The organism is Kitasatospora sp. UYEF31, assembly GCF_057291755.1.
Genome location: NZ_JBXAWK010000057.1, coordinates 1 through 12,140 on the forward strand (window position 1 = coordinate 1; position 12,140 = coordinate 12,140).

At 65.4% G+C, this 12,140-nt stretch carries 9 protein-coding genes; all 9 read right to left on the reverse strand.

Annotation, left to right across the window (positions count from 1 at the left end; genetic code table 11):
* Nucleotides 1-138: 138 nt before the first annotated feature.
* The 9 genes from AC0Z36_RS23655 to AC0Z36_RS23695 all read right to left on the reverse strand — a co-directional run bounded on the left by AC0Z36_RS23655 (nt 139) and on the right by AC0Z36_RS23695 (nt 12,123).
* Entirely contained in the window at nt 139-1,794 is a 1,656-nt protein-coding gene (locus AC0Z36_RS23655; protein WP_485465037.1) for a peptide ABC transporter substrate-binding protein, read from the reverse strand.
* 153 nt (nt 1,795-1,947) lie between these two features.
* Nucleotides 1,948-2,991, reverse strand: coding sequence for an ABC transporter ATP-binding protein (locus AC0Z36_RS23660; protein ID WP_485465038.1), 1,044 nt, complete (start codon nt 2,989-2,991; stop codon nt 1,948-1,950).
* Nucleotides 2,975-4,009, reverse strand: coding sequence for an ABC transporter ATP-binding protein (locus tag AC0Z36_RS23665; RefSeq protein WP_485465039.1), 1,035 nt, complete (start codon nt 4,007-4,009; stop codon nt 2,975-2,977). The genes AC0Z36_RS23660 and AC0Z36_RS23665 overlap by 17 nt, the downstream gene beginning before the upstream one ends.
* Nucleotides 4,010-4,022: 13 nt before the next feature.
* Entirely contained in the window at nt 4,023-5,054 is a 1,032-nt protein-coding gene (locus tag AC0Z36_RS23670; protein ID WP_485465040.1) for an ABC transporter permease, read from the reverse strand.
* The gene (locus AC0Z36_RS23675) at nt 5,047-5,976 is read right to left on the reverse strand and encodes an ABC transporter permease (RefSeq protein ID WP_485465041.1); all 930 of its coding nucleotides are present in this window, start codon (nt 5,974-5,976) and stop codon (nt 5,047-5,049) included. Before AC0Z36_RS23675 ends, AC0Z36_RS23670 begins: the two co-directional genes overlap by 8 nt.
* A 213-nt stretch (nt 5,977-6,189) precedes the next feature.
* Nucleotides 6,190-7,839: a peptide ABC transporter substrate-binding protein gene (locus AC0Z36_RS23680; protein ID WP_485465042.1), complete on the reverse strand. Its 1,650-nt coding sequence runs from the start codon at nt 7,837-7,839 to the stop codon at nt 6,190-6,192.
* Nucleotides 7,840-8,707: 868 nt separating this feature from the next.
* On the reverse strand, nt 8,708-10,360 hold the full coding sequence (locus AC0Z36_RS23685) for a peptide ABC transporter substrate-binding protein (RefSeq protein WP_485465043.1): 1,653 nt from the start codon (nt 10,358-10,360) through the stop codon (nt 8,708-8,710).
* A gap of 348 nt (nt 10,361-10,708) precedes the next feature.
* Complete coding sequence (locus AC0Z36_RS23690; protein ID WP_485465044.1) at nt 10,709-10,876, reverse strand: hypothetical protein; 168 nt, start codon at nt 10,874-10,876, stop codon at nt 10,709-10,711.
* A gap of 122 nt (nt 10,877-10,998) precedes the next feature.
* Nucleotides 10,999-12,123 (reverse strand): ABC transporter ATP-binding protein, encoded by a 1,125-nt coding sequence (locus AC0Z36_RS23695; protein WP_485465045.1) that lies wholly within the window; start codon nt 12,121-12,123, stop codon nt 10,999-11,001.
* Nucleotides 12,124-12,140: the final 17 nt, after the last annotated feature.

Here is a 12,140-nt window from a genome sequence, read left to right on the forward strand (position 1 = left end):
CACCACCCCAGGGGTGTGTACTTCCGGTATGTGTAGGCCCTTAAACCACCAACCCCCCCGTGTTACCACACGCTTCTGCGACGCTTGTCGGCCCCGGTCCCGCAGCTGCGGGACCGGGGCCGACAAGCGTCGCGAAAACTACTTCTTGGTGATGTCCGTCCAGACCGGCGTTCCGTACGCGTCGTACCGTACGTCCGTCACGTTCTTCGAATATCCCGCAGTCGTCGCGTAGTTCCACAGCGGGATCGTCGGGAGGTCGCGGACGAGCTCCTTCTCGGCGTCCTGCCACAGCGTCAGCGCGGCCGCCTCGTTCGGGGCACCCATCGCCTGGTTGGCCAGGTCGTCGAAGGTCTTGTTCGAGTACGTGGAGTCGTTGGCCGCCGCGCCGGTCATGTAGATGTCGGCGAGGAAGTTGTCGGGGAAGGCGTAATCGCCCTTCCAGCCCGTACGGAAGAGCGTCGAACCCAACTTCCTGTTCGTGACGTCGTCACGGAAGCTGGCGAACTCGGGGTACATCTTGGCTTCGCAGGGGACCCCGAGGTTGGCGCTGATGCTGTTGCACACCGCGTCGATCCACACCTTGTGCGGACCGTCGGCGTTCGAGGCGATCTGCACCTTGCCGCCAGGGACGCCGCCGCCCTCGGCGATGAGCGCCTTGGCCCGGACCGGGTCGAACTTGCCGACCTCACCCAGGACGTCCTTGTGGCCGGGGATGCCCGGGGCGAGCCAGTCGACGGCGGCCGGACGGTCGTTCTGGTAGAGCGCCTTGAGGATCGCCTCGCGGTCGATGCCCATCGAGAGGCCCTGCCTGACCTTGGCCTTCTCCGGCTTCTTCCACTCGGCGTTGTAGAGCGGGAAGGCGATCTTCTGGATGCCGAGCTGCGGCTGGGCCACCGCCCGGTCACCGAGGTCCTGCTTGTACTTGGTGCTCGCCGCGATCGGGATCTGGTCGATCACGTCCAGCTTGTTGTCCATCAGCGCGACGTAACCAGCGTCGTAGCCGGTGTAGAACACCAGTCGGCCGCCGGCCGACTTGGCCTTGTCGGCACCGGCGTACTTGTCGTAGCGCTTGACGGTGATGGACTTCTTCTGCGCCCACCCGCCGTTCTTGGTGTCGATCTCGAACGGACCGTTGCCGATCGGCGTCTTGCCGTACTTCGCCGGGTCCTTGTAGAACTCCTGCGGCAGCGGGTTGTAGGCGGTGTACGGAAGCCGCGCCTGGAACGAGGCCACCGGCTGGGACAGCTTCACCGTGAACGTCGTGTCGTCGACGACCTTGAGCCCGGACATCTCCTTGCCCGTGGGCGCGGGCGGCTTCTGCGCGCCCTCCTCGCCGTCCGGGTCCTTGGGGTGCACGACGTCGTAACCCTCGAAGATGGAGAACCAGGAGGAGTTGATCTGACTGTTCGCCGCGTTGGCGCCCCAGTTCCACGCGTCCACGAAAGACTTGGCGTTGACCGGCTCGCCGTTGTGGAAGGTCCAGCCGGGCTTCACCTTGATGGTGAAGTTCTGGTTGTCCGTGCTCTGGAGGTCCGCCGCCAGCGCGGGGACCGGGCCGCCGGTCTTCTCGTCGTACGTGTACAGACCCCGGAACATCAGGTTCTGCGCGTAGGACCCGCCGGTCTCCATGGCGTTGGCCGGCTGGATCGGCCGCTGCGGCTGGGAGCCGTACGCCGTCCAGTACCCCTTGGGCAGGGAGTCGGTGCTTCCACCACCGCCGCAGGCGGTGGCGACCAGCGCGATTGCCGAGACCACGACGAGTGGTGCCGTGTACCGGACGGTGGGACGTCTCATCGTGAGGCCTCACAGTAAGAATTCGGACAATTAGTACGAATTTCCCACATGATCCACAGCCCTGCACGCTGGACTACGCCAATACACCTCAAAGTATGAAAAAGAGCCCCGGACCAGTGAACCGGTCCGGGGCCCCTTCGCGTACTCGAAGCATCACGCTACGCCGACGATGTCCTTGTCCTCGGCGAAGTGGCAGCGGCTCGGGTGGGCCGCGAGGTCCAGCATCCCGACCGGGATGATCAGCTCCGGTGTCTGCTCCGCGCAGATGTCCTCGGCCTTCCAGCAGCGCGTACGGAAACGGCAGCCGGACGGCGGGTTCGCCGGCGACGGCACGTCTCCGGTCAGGATGATCCGCTCGCGTGTCTCCCGGCCCGCCGGGTCCGGCACCGGAACCGCGGAGAGCAGCGCCTGGGTGTACGGGTGCGTCGGGTGTTCGTAGATCTGCTCGTCGGTGCCGATCTCGACCATCCGGCCGAGGTACATCACCGCGACACGGTCCGAGATGTGCCGGACGATCGACAGGTCGTGCGCGATGAACACGTACGACAGGCCCAGCTCGTCCTGCAACTTCTCGAACAGGTTGATGACCTGCGCCTGGACGGAGACGTCCAGCGCGGACACCGGCTCGTCCGCCACGATGATCTCGGGGTTCAGGGCCAGACCGCGGGCGATGCCGATGCGCTGCCGCTGACCGCCGGAGAACTGGTGCGGGTAGCGGTTGATGTGCTCCGGGCTCAGCCCGACCAGCTCCAGGAGCTCCTGGACCTTGGCCTTGCGCTCGCCCTTGGGCGCGACCTCCGGGTGGATGTCGTACGGCTCACCGATGATGTCGCCGACGGTCATCCGCGGGTCGAGCGAGGTGTACGGGTCCTGGAACACCATTTGGATGTTCCGGCGGACGGCCTTGAGGGCCTTGCCGGACAGCTTGGAGATGTCCTCACCCTTGTAGAGCACCTGGCCGGCGGTGGCCTTCTCCAGGTTCATCAGGAGCCGCGCCACCGTGGACTTGCCACAGCCTGACTCACCGACGACGCCGAGCGTCTCGCCCTTGTACAGGTCGAAGGTCACGCCGTCGACGGCCTTGACCGCGCCGACCTTCTTCTGGAAGAGAATGCCCTGGGTGATCGGGTAGTGCTTGACCAGATCCCTGACCTGCAGGATCGGCTCACCCTTGGCCGGGTTAGACGAGGCTGCCATCGAGGACCTCCTTCGAGAAGTGGCAGGCGCTGCCGCGGCCGGAGGTGACCTCAAGCAGCTGCGGGGTGTCGGTACGGCAGATGTCCTGCGCGTACGGGCACCGCGGGTTGAACGCGCACCCGGACGGGATGCGCATCAGGTTCGGCGGCAGGCCCTTGATCGCGTAGAGCTCCTGGCCCTTCTGGTCCAAGCGCGGGATCGACTCGAGGAGGCCCTTGGTGTACGGGTGCGACGGGTTGGCGTACAGCTCCCGTACGGGTGCCTGCTCGACGATCCGGCCCGCGTACATCACCGCGATCTTGTCGGCCACGTCCGCGACCACACCCAGGTCGTGGGTGATCAGGATCAGACCCATGTTGGACTCGCGCTGCAGCTCCGCGAGCAGGTCCATGATCTGCGCCTGCACCGTCACGTCGAGGGCCGTGGTGGGCTCGTCCGCGATGATCAGCTCGGGGTCCAGGGCCAGCGCCATGGCGATCATGATGCGCTGGCGCATACCGCCGGAGAACTGGTGCGGGTAGTCGTTGACCCGCTCCTTGGCGGCCGGGATACGCACCCGGTCCATCAGCTCGACGGCCTTGACCTTCGCGTCCTTGCGGGACATGCCACGGTGCACCCGGAACATCTCGCCGAGCTGGAAGCCCACCGAGTAGACCGGGTTCAGGGCGCTGAGCGCGTCCTGGAAGATCATCGCGATCTTCTGGCCGCGGATCTTCCGGCGCTCCTCTTCGGACATGCGGAGCATGTCCTTGCCGTGGAAGCGGATCTCCCCGGAGGGGATCCTCCCCGGCGGCATGTCGAGGATGCCCATGATCGCCTGGGCGGTCACGGACTTACCGGAGCCCGACTCACCGAGGACGGCGAGGGTCTCACCGGCGTTCACGGCGTACGAGACACCGTTGATCGCCTTGGCCACACCGTCGCGGGTGTGGAACTCCACGAACAGGTTGTCGACCTCGAGCAGCGGAGCGGCCGCGGCGTCCTTCACTGCGTCCTTCGCGAGAGTTTCGGTCGTCACTGTGCCACCCACCTCAACGGAGCTTCGGGTCGAGGGCGTCGCGAACCACGTCGCCGAGCAGGATGAAGCTGAACACGGTCACCGAGAGGAACGCGGCCGGCCAGAACAGCTGGGCCGGGGCGTCGCGGATCACGGTCGTCGCGTTGGAGATGTCGCCACCCCACGAGACGATCGACGACGGGAGCCCGATGCCCAGGAAGGACAGCGTGGCCTCGGCGGCGATGAAGGTGCCCAGCGAGATGGTCGCCACCACGATCACCGGGGCGATGGAGTTCGGCAGGATGTGCTTCGTGATGATCCGGCTGGTCCCGGCGCCCAGGGCTCGGGCGGCGGTCACGTAGTCGTTCTCCTTGGTCGTGATGACCGAACCGCGCATGATGCGGGTGACCTGCATCCAGCCGAAGACACCGAGTGCGGTGCAGACGGTGAGCACACCGCGGTCGTCCTTGAAGGCGTTCATGAACACCAGGGCGCCGAGGATCGTCGGGATGCCGAAGAAGATGTCGGTGAAGCGGGCCAGGATCGCGTCGACCCAGCCGCCGAAGTAACCGGCGAGGGCGCCGACGAGGGTGCCGAAAACCACGATGAACAGGGTGGTGCCGACACCGACCATGATCGAGGCGCGGGCACCGTACATGGTCCGGGCGTAGACGTCACAGCCCTGGACTGTGGTGCCGAACAGGTGCCCGTCGGACGAGCCCAGGTTGGTCTCCTGGATCGGGCAGAACTTCGGGTCGGCGCCGGTGAACAGCGAGGGCCAGGCGGCCATCACCAGGATCACGACCATCAGGAACGCCGAGATCCAGAACTTGGGCGAGCGGCGCATCTCGCGCCAGGCCTCGCCCCACGCGCTGCGGGCCTGCTGGGCCGCGGCGGCGGGCTCCGCCGATGTGGAGGGCTCCGTACGCGGGCCCGCCTTCGTCAGCGTGGTGCCTTCTTCGGCGGCCAGGGCGGTGGCGGGGTTCTCCCCCACTGCCGAGGTCAGGGCTTGGTCGGCGCTGCCGACCGGAAGCTGTTCGCCGGACTTCTTATGGTTCTCAGGCATACCGGATCCTCGGGTCCAGGACGGCGTACAGCAGGTCGACGATCAGGTTCATCACCATGTAGATGATGACCAGGGCCGCGACCGCGCCGACGACGGTGGCCGACTCGTGCTTGGTGACCGCCAGGTAGATCAGGCGGCCGACGCCGTCGACGTTGAAGATGCCCTCGGTGACGATCGCACCGGCCATCAGGCCGCCCAGGTCGGCGCCCAGGAAGGTGACGACCGGGATGAGCGAGTTGCGCAGCAGGTGGACCGTGACGACACGGCGGCGGGGAAGCCCCTTCGCGGTGGCGGTACGGACGTAATCCGCGCGCATGTTCTCCACGACGCTGGTGCGGGTCAGCCGGGCGACGTACGCCATCGACAGACCGGCGAGCACGATGGCCGGGAGGATGAGCTGGCCCCAGGTCGGCGTGCCGACCTGGGCGGTGGCCTCGAAGACACCCCACTTCAGGCCCAGCCCGTACTGCAGGATGAAGCCGAGCACGAAGACCGGGACCGACAAGATGACCAGCGTGCCGATGAGCACGATCGAGTCGATGAGCTTGCCGCGCTTGAGGCCGGCGAGCAGACCGAGGCCGATGCCCAGGACGATCTCGATCGCGAAGGCCAGCAGGGCGAGCCTGATCGTGACCGGGAACGCGATCGCCAGTTCCTCGGAGACTGGAAGGCCGGAGAAGCTGATACCGAAGTCGCCCTGCACCAAGCCGGAGATGTAGTGCCAGTACTGCAAGAGCAGAGGCTGGTCCAGATAAAACTGCTTGCGCATCTCCGCCACGAAGGACGGATCCACCGCCTTGTCCCCGAACATGGCCGAGATGGGGTCGCCACCAAGTTTGTAGACCATGAAATAGATCAAGAACGTTGTCCCGATGAACACCGGGATCATCTGGAGCAGTCGTCGCACGACATATCGCCCCATACATACCCTCCTGCAGTCATAGCCGGCCGGTCCGCCCGGCTGCCGCGCCACAGCCGACGCGGCCTGTTTCCAGACATCGCCGGCCAGGTGATCAGTATTGTCCCTTACCCACGATTCTCGCCCGTTTTGCGGGTCCGTTTCGGTATGGCTCGGAACGCAGCCCGGCCGGAGGTATAACCCCCCGGCCGGGCTGAGAACGTGCTTACACCGTGCTTACTTGACGGTGATCTGGGTCCACATCGGGACACCGAAGACGTCGAAGCTGACGTTGCTCACCTTGGTCGAGGAACCGGCGGTGGTGGCGTAATACCACAGCGGGATCGACGGCATGGTCTTGACGAGCTCACGCTCGGCGTCCTGCCACAGCTTGACGGCCTCATCGCTGTTGGTCGCCGCGGAGGCCTGCTTGGTCAGCGCGTCGAACTTCTCGTCGCTGTACTTGGAGTCGTTCGAGGAGGCGCCGGTCTTGTAGATGTCGGCGAGGAAGTTGTCCGGGTACGCGTAGTCACCCTTCCAGCCGGTTCGGTACGCCGAGGTCATCTTGCTCTTCGTCACGTCCGTACGGAACGACGCGAACTCGGGGTACATCTTGCCCTCACACGGGATGCCCGTGTTGAGGTTGAAGTTGTGGCAGACCGCGTCGATCCAGGTCTTGTGCGGACCGTCGGCGTTCGACGAGATGGTCAGCTTCCCGCCGGGGATGCCGCCACCCTCCTTGATGAGAGCGGCGCCCTTCTTGGCGTCGAACTTGCCGAACTCACCAAGCACGTCGGTGTGGCCCGGGATGCCCGGGGCCAGCCAGTCGATCGCCGCGGGGCGGTCGTTCTGGTAGACCCCCTTGAGGATGGCCTCACGGTCGATGGCCATCGAGATGCCCTGGCGGACCTTGGCACCGTCCGGCAGCGCCTTCCACGCGGGGTCGTACAGCGGGAAGCCGATCTTCTGGAGGGCCAGCTGCGTCGAGGTGATCGCGCGGTCGCCCAGGTCCTTCTTGTATTTGGTCATCGCCGACGTCGGGATCTGGTCGATCACGTCGAGCTTGTTGTCGAGCAGCGCGACGTAGGCGGCGTCGTAACCGGTGTAGAACACCTGACGGACACCCGCGGCCTTCGCCTTGTCCTCACCGGCGTACTTGTCGTAGCGCTTGACGGTGATGGACTTCTTCTGGTTCCAGCCGCCGTTCTTCTTGTCCAGCTCGAACGGGCCGTTGCCGACCGGCTCCTTGCCGAACTTCTCCGGGTCCTTGAAGAACGCCGAGGGCAGCGGGGAGAAGACGTTGTACGCCAGCTTCGCCTTGAAGGAGGCGACCGGGGTGGAAAGCTTCACCGTCAAGGTGGTGTCGTCCACGACCTTCAGACCGGTCATGGTCTGCGCGGTCGGGGCCGGCGGGGCCGCGTCCTTGGGTGCGTCCTTCGGGGCCGACGGGTGAACCGCGTCGAAGCCCTCGATGTCGGCGAACCAGGAAGCGTTGATCTGCTTGTTGGTGGCGAGCGCGCCCCAGTTCCAGGCGTCCACGAACGACTTGGCCGTGACCGGCTCGCCGTTGTGGAAGGTCCAGCCGGTCTTGATCTTGATGGTGAAGTTGGTGTTGTCCGTCGTCTGGAAGTCCGCGGCCATGGCCGGGACCGGCGCGCCGGTCTTCTCATCATTGCTGTAGAGACCGCGGAAGAGCACGTCCAGCGCGTACGAGCCACCGGTCTCGTTGGCGTTCGCCGGCTGGATCGGGTTCTGCGGCTGGGTGCTGCTCGCCGAGTAGTAGCCCTTGGGCAGCTTGTCGCCGCCACCGCTGCTCGAACCACAAGCCGTCGCAGCGAGCGCGAGTGCCGACGCTCCGACGACCAATGTCACACGCTTTCCGCGCATGGGTGCCTCCCCTGTTTCTTTACCTACGGAAGTGGGAGCGGTGAGCGTCAATGAGCCCCACCGCACCTGCCCGGCGAGTCAACGCTCCCGAGCGCATGACCTGGTTCCGAGCACAAGCGCGTCTACTATCCGTCACCGAATGGCTGTATCCAACAAGTCGGAGATTGCATTTTGATCACATAGGCCGTACGGGCGTCTCATATTTCGGACGCCCAGGACTCGTGCGCAAGCTGCACCATTCGGGGAGGTCGTACCGCTGACCGGAGCATACAGTCCGATGAACGAAACATAAGCAGTTGGTTAAGACTGAGTTCCAGCGACAGGAAAGTGCACGCAGAGTGACTGGATTCAGTCGCGGCCAGGCCGCCCGCGAGCGACCGTCAGCCGCGGACCCACCCTGCGCGACCTGGGCAGATTCAACAACCGGTTGCACGTAACCACACCACACATCATGGCAACGCGATCACTGGATGTCATCAGTCCTGAGCACACCGCATGGACATGTTGATTACGCGACGCGGCGGTAACATCCACGTTTCCAAGATCGCCACTACAGGCGGACCTTGTCCGACATGCGGACTCGACGGCCTTTCACCTTACCTTCGTCGGTTGAAGTCATGCCCTGCCTTCACATACAGGGGTGCGAGATGCCATGCACTCCGCATGTCCACGGTTCCCCACTAGCGAGCGATTTACGACCTTGCCCGAGACTGTCCGTTTTGATGACAGTTCCGCATCGATTCAGATCATTCACGTATGAAATGTCCGGATCGCCCATATTTAACGGCGACGGAACTGGTGACGGCCGACCGCCGCCCCGGACCGGGGGCGCCAGCCGGCCGCCGTCGTACGGACTACCGGTACCGCGCTACTTCTTGGTGATCTCAGACCACGCCGGACGGCCGAAGGCGTCGTACTGCACGTTGGTGACCTTCGTCGAGTGACCACCGTTGGTCACGTGGTACCAGAGCGGAATGCTCGGCAGGGTCTTCTTCAGCTCCTGCTCGGCCTGCTGCCAGATCGGGAGTGACTGCTCGGCCGGGGCCGCCATCGCCTGCTTCGTCAGCTTGTCGAAGGCCGGGTCGGAGTACGTGGTGTCGTTCGACGGAGCGTCGGTCTTGTAGATGTCCGCCAGGAAGTTGTCCGGGAACGGGTAGTCGCCCATCCACGCGGTGGAGTACGCCGAGGTCATCTTCTTGCTGGTGATGTCCTGCCGCAGGTCGGCGAACAGCGGGTAGGGCTTGCCCGCGCAGACCTCGCCGCCCATGGTCTGGTTGATGCTGTTGCAGACCGCGTCGGCCCACGTCTTGTCGCCGCGGTCGCTTCCGTACCCGATGGTCATCTTGCCGCCGGGCAGGCCGCCGCCCTCCGCGATCAGGGCCTTGGCCTTGACCGGGTTGAACTTGCCGGTCTCACCCAGGACGTCACTGTTGCCGGGCAGGCCCGTCGCCAGCCAGTCGGTGGCCGGCTTGTAGTCCCCGTTGAACAGTGACTTGACGATGCCCTCGCGGTCGACGGCCAGGGAAATGCCCTCCCGGACCTTCGCGCCGTCCTTGAGTGCCTTCCAGGCCGGGTCGTAGAGCGGGAAGCCGATCTTCTGGATCCGCAGCTGCGGCTGGGTGATCGCCCGGGTGCCCAGGTCGGTCTTGAAGGTCTTGAGCGCCATCGGCGGGATCTTGTCGATCACGTCGAGCTTGTGGTCCCGCAGAGCGGTGTACGCGGCGTCCGGCGTTGTGTAGAAGACCAGGCGCGCGCCCTTCGACTTCGCCTTGTCACCGCCTTGGTACTCGTCGAACCGCTGCATAGTGATCGACTTCTTCTGCTGCCAGCCGCCGTTCTTGACGTCCAGCTTGAACGGCCCGTTGCCGATCGGCTCCTTGCCGTACTTCTCCGGGTCCTTGTAGAACTCGGCGGGCAGCGGCGAAAAGACGATGTAACCGAGCTTGGCCTTGAAGGAGGAGACCGGCTGCACCAGCTTGATGGTGAAGGTGTGATCGTCGACGATCTTCAGCCCGGACATCTCCTTGGCCGTGGGCGCGGGGGCCTCGAGCGGGCCCTTCTTGCCGTCCGGGTCCTTCGGGTGGACGTCGGCGTAGCCCTCGATGTCGGCGAACCACGCGGCGTTGATCTGCTTGCTGGGGCTCAGTGCGCCGAAGTTCCAGGCGTCCACGTAGGACTTCGCGGTGACCGGCTCGCCGTTGTGGAACTTCCAGCCGGACTTGATCTTCACGGTGTAGTTCTGCGAGTCGGTCGTCTCGAAGGTCTCCGCCATCGCCGGAACCGTGGCACCGGTCTTGCTGTCGTAGTCGAAAAGCCCGGTGAAGAGCATCATCAGCGGGAACCCGCCGCCGGTCTCGTTCGCGTTGGCCGGCTGGAGCAGGTTCTGCGGCTGGATGCTCGACACCGTGTAGTAGCCGGCCGGGACACCCGAGCCGCTGGAACTGCTGCCACCGCAAGCGGTCGCGGTCAGCGCCAGCGCGGCCAGGCCGGCGATACCGGTGAAGCGCGTACGTGTACGCATGGGGAATCCTCCTGCGGGAAAAACCGTCGGGTGGTGTGAGCTGGACGGCCGCCCTGGAAGGGGGTACACGCCAACCACATCCGCCAGTCCGGGGGCGGCTCAATGCCGTGCGATCCCGGGCCTGTGGGCGGAGCGCCTCTCACTATTGGTCAATGCCAGGCAAAGACCAACCCCCCGGGCGATCTCATTCAGATAACACCCATCTGCCATACACGGCACATATCCCCTGGTCAAGAGCATAGAAAAGGGATAAAAGATCCGACCGTACGGGCTCCTGATCCCTGTGCCTCGCCGCTGTCCCCGACTACTCCGTCGGGGTAGTCGCGTCCCCCCTGGTGGGCGCCACGGTTACGCCGCGACCTTCGGAGTAAAAGTGGTCCGGGTGCGGTCATCGTCGTAGCTGAAGACGACCTCCGCGCTGAACGCGTGAGCCGGCCGGGCGAGAAGGTCGACCGTAGGGACTGTTCCGGACTCCTCGATCAGTTCCACCTCGCCGGCGGTCATCCCGGCACGCACCGCGAGATCTTCCCAGCTCCAACCCACTGCCTCGCGTGCCCCGTAAACGGCAACGGCAAGCGCCATCGCAGCGCCGGTCTCCGCACGTACTCACCGAAACCGGCCGCCGTACCGGCGCACTTCTACGGCGCTGTGGCGGCGTCCCCCGTGATGGGCGCCACCGTCTCGACGGCCAGCGCCGGGATCCTGTCATGCGCCAGCTCGGCGGTCTTCAGCAGCGGACCGGGGAAGTGACACGCCACCTTGTGGCCTTCGAGCAGCGACTCGACCGACACCAGTGGAGGCTCCTTCTCGGCGCAGATCTCCTGCGCGAGCGGACAGCGGGTCCGGAAGCGGCAGCCGGACGGCGGGTTGATCGGGTTGGGCGCCTCACCGCGGGCCCGCACCCGTACCCGGGCCGCGGCCTTGTCCGGGTCGATCTCGCAGACCGCGGACAGCAACGTGTGGGTGTAGGGGTGGTGCGCGTTCCCGTACAGCGAATCCCGGTCGGCGATCTCGACGATCTTCCCGAGGTACATCACCGCGACGCGCTCGGAGAAATGCCTGACGACCGCCAGGTCGTGCGCGATGAACAGGAAGGCGATACCCAGGTCGTTGCGCAGCCCCTGGAGCAGGTTGACCACCTGGGCCTGGATCGACACGTCCAGCGCGGACACCGGCTCGTCGGCCACGATCAGCTTCGGCTCAAGAGCCAGCGCGCGGGCGATGCCGATGCGCTGCCGCTGCCCGCCGGAGAACTCGTGCGGGAAGCGGTTGTAGTGCTCCGGGTTCAGCCCGACCCGCTCCAGGAGTTCCTGGACCCGCTTCTTCCGGCCGCCCTCCGGGTTGATGTTGTTGATCTCCATCGGTGCCGCGACGATCGCACCGACGGTGTGCCGGGGGTTCAGGGAGGAGTACGGGTCCTGGAAGATCATCTGGATCTCGGAGCGGATCGGCGCGAGGTGCTTGCGGCTGAGCCTGGCGATGTCCCGCCCCTCGTACCGGATATGACCGGCCGTCGGGTCGATCAGCCGGGTGATGAGCCGGCCGGTGGTGGACTTACCGCACCCGGACTCTCCCACCAGTCCGAGGCTCTCCCCCTTGTCGAGCGTCAGGCTGATGCCGTCGACGGCCCGGACGGCGTCGGCTGATTTGCGGAAGATGCTGTGACTCCGGACCGGGAAGTGTTTGACCAGGCCATCGACCTCAAGCAGTGCTTCCGTCAGTTTCGGCTTGCCGAGCACCGGGCTGGTGACTGTCTTGTCCATCTCTTCTGTCTCCTGAC